This window comes from Streptomyces sp. HUAS YS2 (assembly GCF_033343995.1).
In the GTDB taxonomy this organism is placed as follows: Bacteria; Actinomycetota; Actinomycetes; order Streptomycetales; family Streptomycetaceae; genus Streptomyces; species Streptomyces solicathayae.
Window position 1 is genome coordinate 4,917,913 of sequence record NZ_CP137573.1, and the last position, 19,818, is coordinate 4,937,730.

Annotated in this window: 15 protein-coding genes; 10 read left to right on the top strand and 5 right to left on the bottom strand. The window is 71.3% G+C overall.

Translation table 11 applies throughout. The annotated features are described in order from the left end of the window. Positions 1-48: 48 nt before the first annotated feature. The 6 genes from R2D22_RS22795 to R2D22_RS22820 all read left to right on the top strand — a co-directional run bounded on the left by R2D22_RS22795 (position 49) and on the right by R2D22_RS22820 (position 5,096). Positions 49-1,812 (top strand): LpqB family beta-propeller domain-containing protein, encoded by a 1,764-nt coding sequence (locus tag R2D22_RS22795; protein ID WP_318109933.1) that lies wholly within the window; start codon positions 49-51, stop codon positions 1,810-1,812. Between the two features lie 230 nt (positions 1,813-2,042). Then, entirely contained in the window at positions 2,043-2,828 is a 786-nt protein-coding gene (locus R2D22_RS22800) for a ComF family protein (protein ID WP_318106511.1), read from the top strand. Positions 2,829-3,101: 273 nt separating this feature from the next. Further along, entirely contained in the window at positions 3,102-3,791 is a 690-nt protein-coding gene (gene hpf / locus R2D22_RS22805) for a ribosome hibernation-promoting factor, HPF/YfiA family (RefSeq protein WP_411977157.1), read from the top strand. A 197-nt stretch (positions 3,792-3,988) separates the two neighbouring features. Then, positions 3,989-4,744, top strand: a complete 756-nt coding sequence (locus tag R2D22_RS22810; RefSeq protein ID WP_411977063.1) for a response regulator — start codon at positions 3,989-3,991, stop codon at positions 4,742-4,744. Then, a complete protein-coding gene (locus tag R2D22_RS22815) occupies positions 4,741-4,920 on the top strand; it encodes a response regulator transcription factor (RefSeq protein WP_411977064.1) in 180 nt (59 codons plus the stop codon). The genes R2D22_RS22810 and R2D22_RS22815 overlap by 4 nt, the downstream gene beginning before the upstream one ends. Further along, a complete protein-coding gene (locus R2D22_RS22820) occupies positions 4,917-5,096 on the top strand; it encodes a response regulator transcription factor (protein WP_411977064.1) in 180 nt (59 codons plus the stop codon). Before R2D22_RS22815 ends, R2D22_RS22820 begins: the two co-directional genes overlap by 4 nt. A 17-nt stretch (positions 5,097-5,113) precedes the next feature. Here the strand turns inward: R2D22_RS22820 and R2D22_RS22825 are convergent, their stop codons facing one another. Both R2D22_RS22825 and R2D22_RS22830 read right to left on the bottom strand, forming a co-directional pair. Then, positions 5,114-6,304 (bottom strand): winged helix-turn-helix domain-containing protein, encoded by a 1,191-nt coding sequence (locus R2D22_RS22825; RefSeq protein ID WP_318106513.1) that lies wholly within the window; start codon positions 6,302-6,304, stop codon positions 5,114-5,116. A gap of 45 nt (positions 6,305-6,349) precedes the next feature. Then, positions 6,350-6,922, bottom strand: a complete 573-nt coding sequence (locus R2D22_RS22830) for a GNAT family N-acetyltransferase (protein WP_318106514.1) — start codon at positions 6,920-6,922, stop codon at positions 6,350-6,352. Between the two features lie 238 nt (positions 6,923-7,160). Here R2D22_RS22830 and secA point away from each other — a divergent pair, with 238 nt between their 5' ends. Continuing rightward, entirely contained in the window at positions 7,161-9,968 is a 2,808-nt protein-coding gene (gene secA / locus R2D22_RS22835; protein ID WP_318106515.1) for a preprotein translocase subunit SecA, read from the top strand. A 55-nt stretch (positions 9,969-10,023) separates the two neighbouring features. Here secA and R2D22_RS22840 read toward each other — a convergent pair whose 3' ends face one another. After that, complete coding sequence (locus tag R2D22_RS22840; protein WP_411977065.1) at positions 10,024-10,521, bottom strand: Rv3235 family protein; 498 nt, start codon at positions 10,519-10,521, stop codon at positions 10,024-10,026. Positions 10,522-10,811: 290 nt separating this feature from the next. On the opposite strand from R2D22_RS22840, the gene R2D22_RS22845 reads away from it, so the two are divergent. Together R2D22_RS22845 and R2D22_RS22850 are read left to right on the top strand one after the other, a co-directional pair. Beyond that, positions 10,812-11,318: a DUF6912 family protein gene (locus R2D22_RS22845; protein ID WP_318106516.1), complete on the top strand. Its 507-nt coding sequence runs from the start codon at positions 10,812-10,814 to the stop codon at positions 11,316-11,318. A 51-nt stretch (positions 11,319-11,369) separates the two neighbouring features. Next, positions 11,370-12,023 carry an HAD family hydrolase gene (locus tag R2D22_RS22850; protein WP_318106517.1) on the top strand — a complete coding sequence of 218 codons (654 nt, stop codon included), beginning with the start codon at positions 11,370-11,372 and terminating at the stop codon, positions 12,021-12,023. A 30-nt stretch (positions 12,024-12,053) separates the two neighbouring features. Here the strand turns inward: R2D22_RS22850 and R2D22_RS22855 are convergent, their stop codons facing one another. Further along, entirely contained in the window at positions 12,054-12,620 is a 567-nt protein-coding gene (locus tag R2D22_RS22855; protein WP_318106518.1) for a DJ-1/PfpI family protein, read from the bottom strand. Positions 12,621-13,022: 402 nt separating this feature from the next. Between R2D22_RS22855 and R2D22_RS22860 the strand changes: the two genes are divergently transcribed. Beyond that, the gene (locus R2D22_RS22860) at positions 13,023-17,975 is read left to right on the top strand and encodes an NAD-glutamate dehydrogenase (RefSeq protein WP_318106519.1); all 4,953 of its coding nucleotides are present in this window, start codon (positions 13,023-13,025) and stop codon (positions 17,973-17,975) included. A gap of 151 nt (positions 17,976-18,126) precedes the next feature. Here R2D22_RS22860 and R2D22_RS22865 read toward each other — a convergent pair whose 3' ends face one another. Then, positions 18,127-19,806 carry a glycosyltransferase 87 family protein gene (locus tag R2D22_RS22865; protein WP_318106520.1) on the bottom strand — a complete coding sequence of 560 codons (1,680 nt, stop codon included), beginning with the start codon at positions 19,804-19,806 and terminating at the stop codon, positions 18,127-18,129. Between the last annotated feature and the right edge of the window lie 12 nt (positions 19,807-19,818).

Below are 19,818 nucleotides of genomic sequence, written 5' to 3' on the forward strand. Positions count from 1 at the left end.
GCCGTCGTGCTCGCCGTCGGCGGCGTGCTCGTCAGCGGGTGCGCCGGGATGCCGGACAAGGGCGACGTGCGGCAGGTGCGGGCCTCCAACCCGGGGGACTCGCAGGTGCGGGTGTACGCCGTGCAGCCCCGCGAGGGCGCCGAGCCGGACGAGATCGTCGACGGCTTCCTGGAGGCCATGACCAGTGACGACCTGGGCTTCGCCACGGCGCGCAAGTACCTGACGAAGCAGGCGGCGCGCACCTGGAAGCCGGAGGAGCGCATCACCGTGCTCTCCACCGCCCCCGACCGCGGGCAGCCCGACCACACCGACGACCGCGACCTGCAGGACATCACGTATTCGATCGCCGGCAAGCAGGTCGCGACCGTCGACGCCCGGCACGCGTACCAGCCGATCAGCCCCGCCAACTACGCCCAGTCCATCCACCTGGTGCAGGAGCCGGCCCAGGACGGTCAGGGCAAGGAGTGGCGGATCGACCGGCTGCCGGCGGGCCTGGTGCTCAGCGAGTCGGACTTCCAGCGCAACTACCGGTCGGTCAACAAGTACTACTTCGCGTCCGGCGAGGACTGGGTGGTCGCGGACCCGGTCTACATCCGTAACCGGCAGGATCCGGTCAGCCGCATGGACCCGGTGGCACAGACCGTCAAGGCGCTGCTCGAAGGGCCCACGAACTGGTTGAAGCCGGTCGTCGATTCACGTTTCCCGACGGGTACGGCGCTGAAGGAGGGGGTCACCACCCTCACGGCCGACGACCAGAGCACGCTCAAGGTGCCGCTCAACGACAAGGCCGCGCACGTGGGCCGGGAGCAGTGCCGCCGCATGGCGTCGCAGCTGCTGTTCACGCTCGGCGACCTGCCGTCCGTACGGGTCGAGCAGGTGGAGCTGCAGCGGGCCAACGGTTCGCAGCTGTGCGTGGTGAGCAAGGCGCAGGCGGAGGAGTTCGCGGCGGTCCGGCAGTCCGGGCGGGCGGAGAACGCGTTCTTCGTCGACGAGCACGGCACGCTGATGATGCTGCCGACCGGCGACAAGGAGGTCGGCAGCCCCAGCGCGACGCTCGGCCCGTTCGGCAAGAGCGCGCTGCCGCTGCAGTCCGTCGCCGTGTCCCGGGACGAGAGCCGTGCGGCGGGGGTGAGCCACGACGGCCGTCAGCTGCACGTGGCGTCGATCATCTCCGACCACGACCCCAGACCGGCCAAGGTGATCAGCACCGGGGCGAAGCCCCAGGACCGGCTGTCGGCCCCCAGCTGGGACGGCCGCGGCGACCTGTGGGTCGCCGACCGCAACCCGCTGAATCCGCGGCTGATGATGGTGCCGCACGGCGAGGGGCCCGCGATCCAGGTCCGCACCCCCTGGCTGGAGGAGGGCTCGCGCATCAAGGCGCTGCGCGTCTCCGCGGACGGCGTCCGGGTCGCGCTGCTGCTGCAGCAGGGCGACCGGACCACGCTCCAGATCGGCCGGGTCGACCGGCAGACCGCCGGGGGGCAGCCGGTGGTGTCCGTCGTCGCCCCGCAGCACGCCGCGCCGCGGATGGAGGCCGTCACGGCGGTCTCCTGGGCGGGACCGAGTCGGCTCGTCGTGGTCGGCAAGGAGGCCGAAGGCGTGGAGCAGGTGCGGTACGTCCAGACCGACGGCTCGACGTCCGCGACATCGGTGCTGCCGGGCCTCAACGGGGTGACGGAGGTGTCCGCGCCGCACGACGACCGCGCGCCGGTCGTGGCGGACTCGGTCAACGACGGCATCGTCCGGCTGGCGCCGGGCGCGAACTGGCAGCCCATGGTCAAGACCGGATCGTCGCCCGTCTACCCGGGATAGCCGCCGGTCGGGACGCCCACAGGCCGGGACGCCCACCGTCCGCCCGTCGGGCGTGCCGCGCTGGGCCGGTCGGCCGGTCACCCGTACGGCGGTCCGACGGTCGTTCGGGCGCCCCGCGAAATCGAACAGCGCGGAGGTGGCACGGAGGGTCGCCCGGGTCGTTCCCGCTCGCCTCGCGGGAGTTGTCCACAGCGGTGGCCGGATTCCCGGGTCCGGCGCACAGTAGGGGCATGCGGGGGTGGTGGCGAGAGATCGCCGGGCTGGTGCTGCCGGTCGCCTGCGCCGGCTGCGGCAGTCCTCGTACGCCGCTGTGCGCGCCCTGCGCCCGGGCCCTCCACGGCTCCGCCGCGCGCCGGGTGCGGCCGGCGCCGGAGCCGGCCGGGCTGCCGGCCGTGCACGCCGCGGCACCGTACGCCGACTCGGTGCGCGCCGTGCTGCTCGCGCACAAGGAACGCGGTGTGCTGGGGCTCGCGGGACCTCTGGGGTTCGCACTGGCAGGGGCCGTACGCGCCGCTGCGGGCCCCTCTGCCGCCCCCGGGGCCCCGCCCTTGCTCCTTGTACCGGTGCCCTCCTCACGGCGTGCGGTACGGGCACGTGGCCACGATCCGACCCGGCGGATCGCGCTGGTGGCTGCGGCGCGGCTGCGGACCACCGGACGGGCCGCGCGCGTGGTCCCGGTGCTGCGCCAGGGCCGGGCGGTGGCCGACCAGTCGGCGCTGACCGCGCGGGCCCGGCTGGCGAACATGGCGGGCGCGCTGGAGGTCGTGCCGGGCGGTGAACGGCTGCTCCGCGAGGGCCCGGTGGTGCTCGTCGACGACCTGATGACGACCGGCGCGACGCTGGCCGAGGCGGCGCGGGCACTGAGTGCCGTTCACGGCTCGTTCACCGCCGGATTCACCCGTACGGGAGCGGCCGTCGTGGCCGCTGTTCCCCGTTCGTTCGAAATAAACCGGAACTGCCGGGGAACCCGCATCGTTGCAGGTGATGAGAGGGGAAAACCACCTCTTCGGAGGTAAGTGCTGGTAGCGGGTGCCGACACCCGTCCGACCGAGCTATGTTCGGGTGTGAGGACAGCGAATGCTACGCCTCACCGAAAGCACGAGTGCGCCTACAGGACAGGAGTTCAAGGCGAATTAACCTCCGGTTGGTGGGGTGGGGATCTTGCCGACTGGGGAGGAGGAGGTGAAAGTCGCCAGTCCGAGGGCTCCGGCCAACACCGGAGCTTGGTGCAAAGGGAGATGCTCAGCGGCAGCAGAGCCGACTTGAGCGATCCGGGAACGGAGTTCTGCGTGGACATCGTCGTCAAGGGCCGCAAGACCGAGGTGCCCGAGCGGTTCCGCAAGCACGTGGCCGAGAAGCTGAACCTGGAGAAGATCCAGAAGCTCGACGGCAAGGTGATCAGCCTCGACGTCGAGGTGTCCAAGGAGACCAACCCGCGGCAGGCCGACCGGTCCGACCGCGTGGAGATCACCGTCCATTCCCGAGGCCCGGTGATCCGGGCGGAAGCAGCAGCAGGCGACCCGTACGCAGCCCTCGACCTCGCCCACGGCAAGCTCGAGGCACGACTGCGCAAGCAGCACTCCAAGAGGTCCACGCGCCGCGGCAACGGAAGGCTGTCGGCGGCCGAGGTCCCGGAGGTCGTGTCGGGCGTCGCCACCCTGAACGGAAGCGGTGAACCGGTCGGTTCGGAGGAGGCCGGCGGGGTGCCCACCACGATGATGGGCTCCGTCCAGGTCCAGGGCGAAGGGCCGCTGGTGGTCCGGGAGAAGACCCACAAGGCCGCCCCCATGACACTCGATCAGGCGCTCTACGAGATGGAACTGGTCGGGCACGACTTCTACCTGTTCGTCGACTCCGACAACAAGCAGCCCAGCGTGGTCTACCGCCGACACGCGTACGACTACGGCGTCATCCACCTGGAGTCCGACCCGCTCGCCGGGGAGGACGCGGGCGGCGCCGGCGGTGCGCTCGGCGGCTGATCGCAGCCGGCCCCGAAACCCCTCGCGGTGCCCCTGGAGCGCCCAGTGCGCCCCCAGGGGCACCCTCGTGCGACCACGGGATCACCGCACTGTCGCCCGGGCATGAAATCATGGCGTGCACGCCAACCGGTGCTCCGTGGAGTGCGGTTGGTGGACCGAACACGTACTTCAGGCCACGGCCTTCAGGGGGCGGAACGATGGCGGACAGCTTCGGGCCGGTGCACGGCGGGCGGATGCCCGACGGCCCGGCCACCCCGGAGGGACGGGATCCGGACAGCGGGGACTCCCGCAAGGAGCCGATTCGCGTCCTGGTGGTGGACGACCATGCCCTGTTCCGCAGAGGTCTCGAGATCGTGCTCGCGCAGGAGGAGGACATCCAGGTCGTCGGCGAGGCCGGGGACGGGGCGGAGGCCGTCGACAAGGCCGCGGACCTGCTGCCGGACATCGTGCTGATGGACGTACGGATGCCGAAGCGCGGCGGCATCGAGGCGTGCACCTCCATCAAGGAGGTGGCCCCCAGCGCGAAGATCATCATGCTGACGATCAGCGACGAGGAGGCCGACCTCTACGACGCGATCAAGGCGGGCGCCACCGGATACCTCCTCAAGGAGATCTCCACCGACGAGGTCGCGACGGCCATTCGCGCGGTCGCCGACGGCCAGTCGCAGATCAGCCCGTCGATGGCGTCGAAACTCCTCACCGAGTTCAAATCGATGATCCAGCGGACGGACGAGCGCCGGCTCGTTCCGGCGCCCCGGCTGACCGACCGGGAACTGGAAGTGCTCAAACTCGTCGCGACCGGAATGAACAACCGGGACATCGCCAAGGAGTTGTTCATTTCCGAGAACACTGTGAAGAACCATGTCCGGAACATCCTGGAGAAGCTGCAGCTGCACTCTCGGATGGAGGCCGTGGTCTACGCGATGCGGGAGAAGATCCTCGAGATCCGGTGAGGCTCCGCCCTGGGGCGCCCCTGCTGGGGGTCCGGGGGTCGTCCCCCGGGAGGTGGAGTATTTCCGAGAACACTGTGAAGAACCATGTCCGGAACATCCTGGAGAAGCTGCAGTTGCACTCTCGGATGGAGGCCGTGGTCTACGCGATGCGGGAGAAGATCCTCGAGATCCGGTGAGGCTCCGCCCTGGGGCGCCCCTGCTGGGGGTCCGGGGGTCGTCCCCCGGGAGGTGGAGTATTTCCGAGAACACTGTGAAGAACCATGTCCGGAACATCCTGGAGAAGCTGCAGTTGCACTCCCGGATGGAGGCCGTGGTCTACGCGATGCGGGAGAAGATCCTCGAGATCCGGTGACGGGCCGACCTCCTCGGTCAGTCGATGGCGGCGACGAGGGCGGCGGTGAGTTCGGGGCGGTCCACCCGCTCCACCCGCACCGCGTCGCAGCCCACCCACTCGGCCGCCTCGCGCAGCGCCCGCGCCATCGGCGCGACCGCCTTCGGCGTGTCCAGGGACACCTGCCGGGCCACCAGCGTGCGCCCCTCCCGCGCCGGGTCGACCCGGCCGAGCAGCTTCCCGCCCGCGAGCAGCGGCATCGCGAAGTAGCCGTGCACCCGCTTCTGCTTAGGCACGTACGCCTCCAGGCGGTGCGTGAAACCGAAGATCCGCTCCGTCCGCGCCCGCTCCCAGATCAGCGAGTCGAACGGCGACAGCAGCGTCGTACGGTGCCGGCCCCGCGGCTCGGTCGCCAGCGCCGCCGGGTCGGCCCAGGCGGGCTTGGACCAGCCGGCCACCGTCACCGGTACCAGACCCGAGTCGGCCACCACCGCGTCGAACTGCTCGCCCTTGAGCCGGTGGTAGTCCGCGATGTCCGCCCGGGTGCCCACGCCGAGCGCCTCGCCCGCCTGCCGGACCAGCCGCCGCACGCACTCGGCGTCGTCCAGGTCGTCGTGCAGCAGGGCGTCCGGGATCGCCCGCTCCGCGAGGTCGTAGACCCGCTTCCAGCCGCGCCGCTCGACGCAGACCACCTCGCCGTACATCAGCGCCCGTTCGACGGCGACCTTCGACTCGGACCAGTCCCACCACTCGCCCTTGTTCTTCGCGCCGCCCAGCTCCGTCGCCGTCTGCGGGCCCTCCGCCCGCAGCTGCTTGATCACCGCGTCGTACGCGCCGTCCGGGAGGTCGTGGTACCACTGCGGCCGGCTGCGGTACGCGCGGCGGCGGAACGCGAAGTGCGGCCACTCCTCGACGGGCAGGATGCAGGCCGCGTGCGACCAGTACTCGAAGGCGTGGGGTCGTGGCGGAGCCGCGCCATCGGGCACAGCCTTCCAGTACGCGTCCTCGACCGTGCTCCGGCCCACCGCGCCCAGGCGCGCGTACGGGATCAGTTCGTGCGAGCGGGCCAGCACCGAGATCGTGTCCAGCTGGACCGCGCCCAGGTGCCGCAGCACGCCCCGCACCCCGCCGCGGCGGTCCGGCGCCCCCAGGAAGCCCTGGGCGCGCAGCGCGATGCGGCGGGCCTCGTCTGCGGACAGTTCGGCGGCGGGTCGCGGCACAGTCGTCATGGACCGCACCCTAGGCCCCGGCACTGACAGTCGGCCCCGGCCCGGTCAGTCCCGCGTCGCGAGGTACGGGAGCGGGGTGGGCAGCCCCAGGTCGGACGGGAGCAGCGCGCCGACCCAGCAGTCGCGGACCGTGCCGTTGCTCAGCATGCCCGCCCGCAGCACGCCCTCCACCGTGAAGCCGGTCTTCTCCGCCACCGTGCGCGAGGCCGTGTTACCGGTCTGCGCCCGCCACTCCAGACGGGTGCAGCCGAGCTCGGTGAAGGCCCAGTGCGCCAGGCGGTGCACGGCCTCCGTCATGTAGCCGCGGCCCCGGTGCGCCCCGTCGATCCAGAAACCGATCTCCCAGCCGCCTTCGCGCGGGTGGTGCAGGCCGATCGCCCCGATCACCGGGCCGCTCTCCCGGAGGCGTACCGCGAGGTGGTACCCGGTGCCGGAGTCCCAGCTCTCGGGCACCATCTCGTTCACGAACCACTCGGCGTGCTGCCGCTCGTACGGCGAGGGGATGGTCGTCCAGCGCTGGATCTCCGGATCCTGGCAGCTCGCGTACACGGCCTCCACGTCCCCGGGGACGAAGGAGTCGATCAGCAGGCGCTCGGTGGTCAGCGTGACGGGTTCCATGACGGGATTCTGCGGGGGCTCCGGACCCGGTGCGAACACTTTTCGGGACTTGCGGCACCTTCCGAGGGCCTCGTGCGTTCTCTTTCCGGGCGGCAGTTCGCATCCAGGACTGCGGACCTCCCTGCGCGGCGGCCTCCTCGCTTACGATGGCCGTTGCGGTGGGGACCACCTGCCGTGCCCGTGCCAGAGTCCATCACAGACCCAGTGCCAGGCCCGACCGGCAAGGAGACCAGCCTCAGTGTCCGTCTTCAACAAGCTCATGCGTGCAGGCGAAGGCAAGATCCTGCGCAAACTGCACCGCATCGCGGACCAGGTCAACTCCATCGAAGAGGACTTCGTCAACCTCTCCGACGCCGAGTTGAGGGCGCTCACCGAGGAGTACAAGGAGCGCTACGCCGACGGCGAGAGCCTCGACGACCTCCTCCCCGAGGCCTTCGCCACCGTCCGTGAGGCGGCCAAGCGCGTCCTCGGCCAGCGTCACTACGACGTCCAGATCATGGGCGGCGCCGCGCTGCACCTCGGCTATGTCGCCGAGATGAAGACCGGTGAGGGCAAGACCCTCGTCGGCACGCTCCCGGCGTACCTGAACGCGCTCTCCGGCAAGGGCGTGCACCTGATCACGGTGAACGACTACCTGGCCGAGCGCGACTCCGAGATGATGGGCCGCGTCCACAAGTTCCTCGGCCTGAACGTCGGCTGCATCCTCGCGAACATGACTCCGGCCCAGCGCCGTGAGCAGTACGCCTGCGACATCACGTACGGCACGAACAACGAGTTCGGCTTCGACTACCTGCGCGACAACATGGCCTGGTCCTCGGAGGAGCTCGTCCAGCGCGGCCACAACTACGCGTGTGTCGACGAGGTCGACTCCATCCTGGTCGACGAGGCCCGTACGCCGCTGATCATCTCCGGCCCGGCCGACCAGGCCACGAAGTGGTACGGCGACTTCGCCAAGCTGGTCACCCGCCTCGTCAGGGGCGAGCCCGGCAACCCGCTCAAGGGCATCGAGGAGACCGGCGACTACGAGGTCGACGAGAAGAAGCGCACCGTCGCCATCCACGAGTCCGGCGTCGCCAAGGTCGAGGACTGGCTGGGCATCGACAACCTCTACGAGTCGGTGAACACCCCGCTCGTCGGTTACCTGAACAACGCCATCAAGGCGAAGGAACTGTTCAAGAAGGACAAGGACTACGTCGTCATCGACGGCGAGGTCATGATCGTCGACGAGCACACCGGCCGTATCCTCGCCGGCCGCCGCTACAACGAGGGCATGCACCAGGCGATCGAGGCGAAGGAAGGGGTGCCGATCAAGGACGAGAACCAGACGCTCGCCACGATCACCCTGCAGAACTTCTTCCGTCTCTACGACAAGCTCTCCGGCATGACCGGTACGGCCATGACCGAGGCCGCCGAGTTCCACCAGATCTACAAGCTGGGCGTCGTCCCGATCCCGACGAACCGGCCCATGCAGCGCAAGGACCAGCCGGACCTGATCTACCGGACCGAGGTCGCCAAGTTCGCCGCCGTCGTCGACGACATCGCGGACAAGTACGAGAAGGGCCAGCCGGTCCTCGTCGGCACCACGTCCGTCGAGAAGTCCGAGTACCTCTCGCAGCAGCTCTCCAAGCGCGGCATCCAGCACGAGGTGCTCAACGCCAAGCACCACGAGCGCGAGGCCATCATCGTGGCCCAGGCCGGCCGCAAGGGCGCCGTCACCGTCGCCACGAACATGGCCGGCCGAGGCACCGACATCAAGCTCGGCGGCAACCCGGACGACCTCGCCGAGGCCGAGCTGCGCCAGGCGGGCCTGGACCCGGTCGAGCACGTCGAGGAGTGGGCCGCGGCCCTCCCCGCCGCCCTGGAGCGCGCCGAGAAGGCCGTCAAGGCGGAGTTCGAGGAGGTCAAGGAGCTCGGCGGACTGTACGTGCTGGGCACCGAGCGCCACGAGTCGCGCCGGATCGACAACCAGCTCCGCGGCCGTTCCGGCCGTCAGGGCGACCCGGGCGAGTCCCGCTTCTACCTCTCCCTCGGTGACGACCTGATGCGCCTGTTCAAGGCCGCCATGGTCGAGCGCGTGATGGCCATGGCCAACGTGCCGGACGACGTGCCGATCGAGAACAAGATGGTCACCCGCGCCATCGCCTCCGCCCAGTCCCAGGTCGAGGGCCAGAACTTCGAGACGCGCAAGAACGTCCTGAAGTACGACGAGGTCCTCAACCGGCAGCGCGAGGTCATCTACGGCGAGCGCCGCCGCGTCCTGGAGGGCGAGGACCTGCACGAGCAGGTCCGGCACTTCATGGACGACACGATCGACGACTACATCGGCCAGGAGACCGCCGAGGGCTTCGCGGAGGAGTGGGACCTCGACCGGCTGTGGGGCGCGTTCAAGCAGCTCTACCCGGTGAAGGTCACCGTCGACGAGCTGGAGGACGCGGCCGGCGACCGGGCCGGGATCACCGCCGAGTTCATCGGCGAGTCGATCAAGGACGACATCCACGAGCAGTACGACGCCCGTGAGCAGCAGCTCGGCTCGGACATCATGCGCGAGCTGGAGCGCCGCGTGGTGCTCTCCGTGCTCGACCGCAAGTGGCGCGAGCACCTCTACGAGATGGACTACCTCCAGGAGGGCATCGGCCTGCGCGCGATGGCGCAGAAGGACCCCCTGGTCGAGTACCAGCGCGAGGGCTTCGACATGTTCTCCGCGATGATGGAGGGCATCAAGGAGGAGTCCGTCGGCTACCTGTTCAACCTGGAGGTCCAGGTCGAGCAGCAGGTCGAGGAGGTCCCGGTGCAGGACGCCGCGGAGAAGCCCTCGCTCACGAAGGAGGGCGCGCCGGCGGGCGCCGGGCGTCCGGAGATCCGCGCCAAGGGCCTGGACGCGCCGCAGCGTCCGGACCGGCTGCACTTCTCCGCGCCCAAGGTCGACGGCGACGGATCGGTCGTCGAGGGCGACTGGGCGTCCGACGAGGCGGCCGGTGACGGCATGACCCGCGCGGAGCGCCGCAAGGCGCAGAAGGGCGGCGGCGGGCGCCGTCGCAAGAAGTAGCCCTCCGGATTGACGGAGAGGGGCCGGACACCCGTCGGGGTGGCCGGCCCCTTCGTCATTCCCACGGGCCCCGGGACTGTGCCGGGACGCGCGGCGGGAGGTCGTCGAGCTCCACGGCCGCGCAGCGCCAGCGCCGGTCGGCGCCCGGTTCGAGGCGGAAGGCCATGGCCCGGACCCTGTCACCGGTGGCCACGCTCGCGAACGCCTCCAGGCCGCCCGGGACGGACTGGACGCGGCAGCTGAGCACGACGGGGCGGACGCCGGCCCTGCCTCCGCCCCGGCCGCCGAAGGGGGTCGCCGCGGCCAGCTGGACGAGCTGCTCGTACGCGGGGCCGACGGTCCGGCCCAGCATCCAGTGGACCGGTCGTTCGCCGCTCAGGACGGCCAGCAGGCGCTCGGCGAACATCGCGTGCGGTGGCAGGGCCCGTACCGGCGGGCGACTGCGGAGCCCCTCGCCGGGGCGGGCGTGGCCCGGGCGGACGTTCCCCGGGTGGGAGCTGCGAGGGCGGGTGTTGCGCGGGCGGGTGTTGCGCGGGCGGGTGGTGCCGGTCATGGGGGTCCCCGATCCGTCGTGCCCGGCCGCTGTCTCTACCGGGCGGTAACTTCTGTTGGGGATCTTGTACGGGCGGGCTCCGAGCCGTCGCAAGGCACGATGCGGCCTTCCGGGGCGGCCGGTGGATTCACCTATCAGAGTGAGGAGGGCGTCAGGCAGGCGTCGGGAGGGGCCGGAGGTACGGGTGAGGACGTGTGCGCCGGTGGACGGGCCGGAGCGCCCCTCACGGGCCCCGAAGGGGGACTTCGCACGTATCCTGAGGGCGTTTCCGACTACGAAAGCGGCCAGCCATGCGCGTGTACGTCCCCCTGACCCTCCCCGGTCTCGCACAGGCGCACAAGGCGGGCGAGCTGGGCCCCGGCCCGCTGACCGCCTACGCCGTCACGCCCGCGCTGCGCGAGTGGTACGTCTCCGACGACATCGAGGAGCTCGAGTACGCGGCGCTCAACCGGGCCGCCTCGGCGTCGCTGCGGCTGCTCGCCGGCGACCCCGCGGCCGCGCGGCGCCGGGTCGTCGTCGCGGTCGACGTTGCGGACAAGGACACGGCCGTCGACCCCGACCGCGGACTCGACGCGGGCTCGCTGGGCGAGATCCGGGTGGCCGGGCCCGTACCGCTGGCGAAGGCGGCCGCGGTGCACGCGGACGCGGACGACGCGGAGGCGGACGTGGCCGCGGCGGCCGCCGCGCTCGGCGCGGCGGACCAGGGCGACGACGACGCGCAGTTCACGGTCGACGGCGCGGAGGACCACGAGCTGCTGTGGTTCGGTGTGCAGGAGATTCCCGGTCTGCTCGCCTGACGGTCCCGGGCGAACCCGGGCTGTCGGTGGGGGCGGGTACCGTTGCCGGTCATGGGGAAGCACCTGGTCTGGGACTGGAACGGCACGCTGCTCGACGACATCCACGCGGTCATCGGGGCGACCAACGCCGCCTTCGAGGAGCTCGGCCTCGAGGCGATCACGCTGGAGCGGTACCGCGAGCTGTACACCGTGCCGGTGCCGAAGTTCTACGAGCGGCTGATGGGCCGGCTCCCCACGGATGCGGAGTGGGTCGTCATGGACGACGCGTTCCACAAGCACTACTGGGCCCGGGCGGACGCCTGCGGGCTGACCGCGGGCGCGGCGGAGCTGCTCGCGGAGCGGCAGGCGGCGGGGCGGACGCAGTCGCTGCTGTCCCTCGCCCCGCACGACCGGCTGATACCGATCGTGCGGCGGCACGGCATCGAGGAGCGGTTCGTCCGGGTGGACGGGCGGGTCGACGCGTCGACGGCCGGTAAGGCGGAGCACATGGTGCGGCATCTGCGGGCGCTCGGGTCCGTGGTGTCCCCGGAGCGGGTCGTCGTCATCGGTGACGCGGCCGACGACGCCGTGGCGGCGGCGCATGTCGGGGCGAAGGCGGTGCTGTTCACCGGCGGATCGCACAGCCGGGCGTCGCTGGCGCGGGTGGGGGTGCCGGTGGTGGACTCGCTCGCGGAGGCGGTCGCCGTCGCGGACGAGCTGGTCTAGGGCCGGGGCGCGGGGCCGGGCGCGGCCACCTCAGTCCGTCGGGGTCTTCTCCCTCAGGATCTTCAGGAACTCCCTCATCCAGGTCGGCTGGTCCGGCCAGGCCCTCGAGGAGACCAGGACGCCGTCGACCACCGCTTCCGCGTCCTGGAAGGTCGCCCCTGCGGCCTGCATGTCCAGTTCCAGGGCTGGGTACGACGTGACGCGGCGGCCCTCCAGGCCGCCCACCGCGGCCGTCAGGAGCGGGCCGTGGCAGATCTGGGCGACCGGCTTGTCCGCGTCGAAGAAGGCCTTGAGGATCTTCCGGAGTTCGAGGTCGTTGCGCAGGTACTCCGGGGCCCGGCCGCCCGGGATCACCAGCGCGACGTAGTCCGCCGGCGCGACCTCGGAGAACGCCAGGTCCGCCGGCCAGGTGTAGCCCGGCTTCTCGGTGTAGGTGTCGTAGCCCGGCTCGAAGTCGTGCACCACGAACCGCAGCTGCTTGCGGGCCGGCGCCGCGATGTGGACCTCGTACCCCTCCTCCTGGAGCCGCTGGTACGGGTAGAGGACTTCCAGCGACTCCGCCGCGTCCCCCGTCACGATCAGGATCTTCGGTGTCATGTGACGCCTCCAAGGTCTCGGTGCCCACGGTGCCCGGGCCGCGGCACTTTGCCAAGAGGACATGTGTCGCTGTCCAGAACGTCAAACTTCACCCCCCGCTTTTGTACACATACGGCTCATGACGGCCCCCGGGTCCGGAGCGATAGGCTTTTCCCGTGATCAGCGCGATACGCCGCGGGGGCAGCGAAGCCCCCGGCCCGCGCCCGGAGCGCCAGAGCGCCCGGGCGAGCAGGGCGACGGCTGATCCTCTCCGTGCGGGCTCATCGCCGAAAATGGCCGATAAGGGCTCGGACATCTCTCATCCCGGCATAACGTCGACTGCGACCGGACACCCCGCGTCGTGGCGTTGCGCCATTTCTTCCACCGACGTCACGCAACGGCGCGCGACAGGAGCCAGAGGACATGCAGACCAAGCTGGACGAAGCAAAGGCCGACCTGCTTTCACGGGCCGCCCGGGTAGCTGAGAACAGCCCGGCCGGGGGGCGACTTCCGACGGGGCCCGACGGGGAGCGCCCGGACCGGGACACCCTGTTCGACTACCTCCAGCGCTACTACCTGCACACCGCCCCCGAGGACATCGAGGACCGCGACCCGACGGACGTCTTCGGCGCCGCCCTGTCGCACTTCCGGCTCGCCGAGAACCGTCCGCAGGGCACCGCGAACGTCCGCGTGCACACCCCCACGGTCGAGGAGAACGGCTGGACCTCCAGCCACTCGGTCGTCGAGGTCGTCACCGACGACATGCCGTTCCTGGTCGACTCGGTCACCAACGAGCTGTCCCGTCAGGGCCGCGGCATCCACGTGGTGATCCACCCGCAGGTCCGCGTCCGCCGCGACGTCACCGGCAAGCTCATCGAGGTGCTCACCACCGAGCCGAAGGGCGCCCTGCCGCACGACGCGCTCACCGAGTCCTGGATCCACGTCGAGATCGACCGCGAGACCGACCGCGCCGACCTCAAGCAGATCACCGCCGACCTGCTGCGCGTCCTGTCCGACGTCCGCGAGACCGTCGAGGACTGGGAGAAGATGCGCGAGACCGCGCTGCGCATCGCCGACGGTCTGCCCGACGAGCCCACCGCCGACGACCTGCGCCCGACCGAGGTCGAAGAGGCCCGCGAGCTGCTGCGCTGGCTGTCCGCGGACCACTTCACCTTCCTCGGCTACCGCGAGTACGAGCTGGTCAACGGTGACGCCCTGGCGGCCGTCCCGGGCACCGGCCTCGGCATCCTGCGCTCCGACCCGCACCACTCCGGCGAGGACCACCACGCCCACCCGGTCTCGCCGTCCTTCAGCCGGCTGCCCGCCGACGCCCGCGCCAAGGCGCGCGAGCACAAGCTGCTGGTCCTCACCAAGGCCAACAGCCGGGCCACCGTGCACCGCCCCTCGTACCTGGACTACGTGGGCGTGAAGAAGTTCGACGAGCAGGGCAACGTCATCGGGGAGCGCCGCTTCCTGGGCCTGTTCTCCTCGGCCGCGTACACCGAGTCCGTCCGCCGCGTCCCGGTCATCAGCCGCAAGGTCAACGAGGTGCTGGAGGGCGCGGGCTTCTCGCCCAACAGCCACGACGGCCGCGACCTGCTGCAGATCCTGGAGACCTACCCGCGCGACGAGCTCTTCCAGACCCCGGTCGACGAGCTGCGCTCCATCGTCACCTCCGTCCTCTACCTGCAGGAACGTCGCCGGCTGCGGCTGTACCTGCGCCAGGACGAGTACGGGCGCTACTACTCCGCGCTGGTCTACCTGCCCCGCGACCGGTTCAACACCACCGTCCGCGAGCGCCTGACCGGCATCCTCATGGAGGAGCTCGGCGGCACCAACGTCGACTTCACCGCCTGGAACACCGAGTCGATCCTGTCCCGGCTGCACTTCGTCGTCCGCGTCGCGCCCGGCACCGAGCTGCCGCAGCTCTCCGACGCCGACAAGGACCGCATCGAGGCCCGGCTCGTCGAGGCGTCCCGTTCCTGGGCCGACGGCTTCGGCGAGGCGCTGAACGCCGAGCTCGGCGAGGAGCGCGCCGCCGAGCTGCTGCGCCGCTACGGCAACGCCTTCCCCGAGGGCTACAAGGCCGACCACTCGCCGCGCGCCGCCGTCGCCGACCTGGTCCACCTGGAGCAGCTCAAGCACGCCGGCAAGGAGTTCGCGCTCTCGCTGTACGAGCCCGTGGGCAGCGGCCCCGGCGAGCGCCGCTTCAAGATCTACAAGCCCGGTCCGCAGGTCTCCCTGTCGTCCGTGCTGCCGGTCCTGAACCGGCTCGGCGTCGAGGTCGTCGACGAGCGCCCGTACGAGCTGCGCTGCTCGGACCGGTCGACCGCCTGGGTCTACGACTTCGGTCTGCGGATGCCCTCGGCCGCCGGCAACGGCGACTACCTCGGCGACGACGCCCGCGAGCGCTTCCAGGAGGCCTTCTCCGCCACCTGGACCGGCGAGGCCGAGAACGACGGCTTCAACGCGCTGGTGCTGTCCGCCGGGCTCACCTGGCGGCAGGCCATGGTCCTGCGCGCGTACGCCAAGTACCTGCGCCAGGCCGGCTCGACCTTCAGCCAGGACTACATGGAGGACACCCTCCGCAACAACGTCCACACCACCCGGCTGCTGGTCTCCCTCTTCGAGGCCCGGATGGCGCCGGAGCGCCAGCGCGCCGGCACCGAGTTGATCGACGGCCTGCTGGAGGAGCTGGACGGCGCCCTGGACCAGGTCGCCTCCCTGGACGAGGACCGGATCCTCCGCTCCTTCCTGACCGTCATCAAGGCCACCCTGCGGAGCAACTTCTTCCAGAAGGACGCCGAGGGCCGCCCGCACTCCTACGTGTCGATGAAGTTCGACCCGCAGGCCATCCCGGACCTGCCGGCGCCCCGCCCGGCGTACGAGATCTGGGTGTACTCGCCGCGCGTCGAGGGCGTGCACCTGCGCTTCGGCAAGGTCGCGCGCGGTGGTCTGCGCTGGTCCGACCGCCGTGAGGACTTCCGGACCGAGATCCTCGGCCTGGTCAAGGCGCAGATGGTGAAGAACACCGTCATCGTGCCGGTCGGCGCCAAGGGCGGCTTCGTCGCCAAGCAGCTCCCGGACCCGTCCGTGGACCGGGACGCCTGGCTGGCCGAGGGCATCGCCTCGTACAAGACCTTCATCTCGGCGCTGCTCGACATCACCGACAACCTGGTCGCGGGCGAGGTCGTCCCGCCGGCCGACGTGGTCCGCCACGACGAGGACGACACGTACCTCGTCGTCGCCGCCGACAAGGGCACCGCCACCTTCTCCGACATCGCCAACGGCGTCGCGGAGGAGTACGGCTTCTGGCTCGGCGACGCGTTCGCCTCCGGCGGCTCGGCCGGCTACGACCACAAGGGCATGGGCATCACCGCCCGCGGCGCCTGGGAGTCCGTCAAGCGGCACTTCCGCGAGCTGGGCCACGACACCCAGACCGAGGACTTCACGGTCGTCGGCGTCGGCGACATGTCCGGCGACGTGTTCGGCAACGGCATGCTGCTCTCCGAGCACATCCGGCTCGTCGCGGCCTTCGACCACCGCCACATCTTCATCGACCCGAACCCGGACGCGGCCACCTCGTACGCCGAGCGCCGCCGCCTGTTCGACCTGCCGCGCAGCTCCTGGGCCGACTACGACACCGAGCTGCTCTCGGCGGGCGGTGGCATCCACCCCCGTAGCGCCAAGTCGATCCCGGTCAACGCGCATGTGCGGGCCGCCCTCGGCATCGAGGACGGGGTCACCAAGATGACCCCGGCCGAGCTGATGAAGGCGATCCTGCAGTCGCCGGTCGACCTGCTGTGGAACGGCGGCATCGGCACGTACGTGAAGTCCTCCGCCGAGTCGAACGCCGACGTCGGCGACAAGGCCAACGACGCCATCCGCGTCGACGGCCAGGACGTGCGCGCGAAGGTCATCGGCGAGGGCGGCAACCTCGGCGCGACCCAGCTGGGCCGCATCGAGTTCGCCCGGACCGGCGGGCCCGAGAGCGAGGGCGGCAAGGTCAACACCGACGCGATCGACAACAGCGCCGGCGTCGACACCTCCGACCACGAGGTCAACATCAAGATCCTGCTCAACGGGCTGGTCGCCGAGGGCGACATGACCGTCAAGCAGCGCAACAAGATCCTCGCCGAGATGACCGACGAGGTCGGCGCGCTGGTGCTGCGCAACAACTACGCGCAGAACACGGCCCTGGCCAACGCCGTCATCCAGTCGCCGTCCCTGCTCCACGCCCACCAGCGCTTCATGCGCCGGCTGGGCCGCGACGGGGCCCTGGACCGCTCGCTGGAGTTCCTGCCCAACGACCGGCAGATCCGCGAGCTGCTCAACACCGACCGAGGCCTGAGCCAGCCGGAGCTCGCCGTGCTGCTCGCCTACACCAAGATCACGGTGGCGGACGAGCTGATCGGCACCGGCCTGCCGGACGACCCGTACCTGCGCGGTCTGCTGCACGCGTACTTCCCGACGCAGCTGCGCGAGAAGTTCGCCGAGGCCGTGGACAGCCACCCGCTGCGCCGCGAGATCGTCACCACGGTCCTGGTCAACGACACCGTCAACACCGGTGGCTCGACCTTCCTGCACCGCCTCCGCGAGGAGACCGGCGCGTCGATCGAGGAGATCGTCCGCGCGCAGACCGCCGCCCGCGCCATCTTCCGGCTGGGCGAGGTCTGGGACGCCGTCGAGGCGCTCGACAACAAGGTGCCGGCCGACGTCCAGACCCGGATGCGGCTGCACTCGCGGCGCCTGGTCGAGCGCGGCACGCGCTGGCTGCTCGGCAACCGGCCGCAGCCGCTCCAGCTGGCCGAGACGATCGAGTTCTTCTCCGAGCGGGTCGAGCAGGTCTGGGCGAAGCTGCCGCAGCTGCTGCGCGGCTCGGACCTGGAGTGGTACGAGTCGATCCTCGAGGAACTGACCTCGGTGGGCGTTCCGGAGGAGCTGGCCCTGCGGGTCGCGGGCTTCTCGTCCGCCTTCCCGACGCTCGACGTCGTCGCCATCGCGGACCGGACCGACAAGGACCCGCTGGCGGTCGCCGAGGTCTACTACGACCTGGCCGACCGGCTGCGGATCACGGAACTGATGGACCGGATCATCGAGCTGCCGCGCAACGACCGCTGGCAGTCGATGGCCCGTGCCTCGATCCGCGAGGACCTGTTCGCGGCGCACGCCGCGCTCACCGCCGACGTGCTGTCGGCGGGCAACGGGACCTCGACGCCGGAGGAGCGGTTCAAGGACTGGGAGGAGAAGAACGCGGCGATCCTGGGCCGCGCCCGGACCACCCTGGAGGAGATCCAGGGCTCGGACGCCTTCGACCTGGCGAACCTGTCCGTGGCGATGCGGACGATCCGGTCGATGCTGCGCACGCACGGCTAGCCGACGGCAGGCGCGGCCGGCCGAGGGCAGTAACGGCTGGTCGACGGCAGGCACGATCGGCTGACCGCGGGCACTGCTCGCCCGCGGTCACGAACAGGCACCCCCGCCGGATTCCGGCGGGGGTGCCTGTTCGTTCGGCGGGCCTCCCCGGTCAACCGACGGGCCGGCGGACCGTGGTGCGCCACAGCCCGCGGCAGGCCAGCAGGCCGGCCGCGAGCAGCAGCCCGTTGCGGGCGGTCATGACCGCCAGGCCGATCGGGGTGCCGGCGAGCACGTCCTCGTACAGCACCGGGTACGCGAGCGCGCTCAGCGCCGTCGCGGGCAGGAGCAGCAGCACCGCCGGGCGCATCACCGTCTCGCGCGAGGTGAGGCAGACGGCGGCGAGGCCGAGCAGCCAGACCATGTACTGGGGGCTGATCACCCGGCTGGTGAGGGTGAACAGGAGCACCGCGGCGAAGGCGGCGTCCAGCGGGGTGGCGGCGGTCCAGCGGCGGGCCTTCATCCGCCACACCATGAGCCAGCAGAACGCGGCCCCGGTGAGCAGCAGCGCGAGCAGCCCGACGGACGAGACGTACGGGCCGACGTACTCGAACGCGCCGTAGCGGTACTCGACCCGGCCCGGCCAGAGCCCCGCGGCGCCGGCCAGCGACAGGGCGGTACCGCCCAGCGACTCGATCTGGACGCCCCGGCCGCCCTGCTGGCGCAGGAAGTCCAGCGAGTTCGTGAACAGTACGCCGAGGGTGAGCATCAGCGCGGCGGCGGTACTGGCGGCGGCCAGCCAGGCCTCCCGGGTGGTACGGCCCCGCGGCGTGCCGATCAGGGTGAGCGCGGGCCACACCTTGACCAGGGCACCGAGGCCGGCGAGCGCGCCGCCGATCGCGGGCCGCGAGCGGAGCGCCAGCAGGGCCAGCACGGCGATCGCGGTGACCTGTACGTCGTACCGGGCGAGCGGGATGTGCAGCAGGAGGGGCAGACCGCAGACCCACACCCAGGCGCCATGGGTGACGCGGGCGCTGTCCGCGCGTGCGAGGGCCGCGGCGACGACCGCGTCGGCGAGGAGGGCGAGGGCGACGAACGCCTGGAAGTACGTGAGCCAGGGCAGCGCGGCGGGGGAGCCGATGACGAGGCCGGCGCCGGGCGGGTACTGCCAGGTGGGGTCGTCGGGCGGGAAGGTGCCGTGCGCCAGCCGGTCGTACCAGATGCGGTAGAGGACGTACACCTCTCGGCCGACGCCGCCGATCCCGAGGTTGTCGCGCCACAGGAGGACGAGCATGCCGAGGCGGGTGAAGACCCAGACGCAGGCGAGCGCGATGTACGGGGCGTGGCTGGTGGCGACGAAGGTCGCGGAGGTGAAGGTCTCCGACTCGAAGGGGGACCGGGTGAAGGAGGGGGGCGGGGCCGCCGTGCGGAGGGAGGGCGCCGGCGCGTCGGCAGGGTTGGCGAGGTCGGTGGGGCCGGTGGGGTCGGTGGGGTCGGCCTTCCGGGCCGGCCGGGAGGCCCGCGTCCTGCGCCATGCGGGCCATGCGGGCCTGCGCCATGCGGGCGTGCGCGGGGCGGCGGCTGTCGGCTCCGCGGGCGGGTCACCGGGCGCGGGGGCGGGCGGATCTTCAGCGGGCGCGGCGGCTGGCGGGTCGGCTTCGGTCCCGGTCGACGCCGCTCCACGGGCGGTGTGATCGCCGCCTCGGGCCCGGCGGCCGGGCCCGACGCGGTCGTCCGCGACGCGCTCGGCGACCGCGGGCCCGACGGCGGGCCCGACGGCGGGCGGGGAGGCCGGCCGGGCGACCGGCGGCTCGGAGGGCGGCTCGGGGGACGCGTCGTGATCGTTCGTCATCGAGTCGCACTT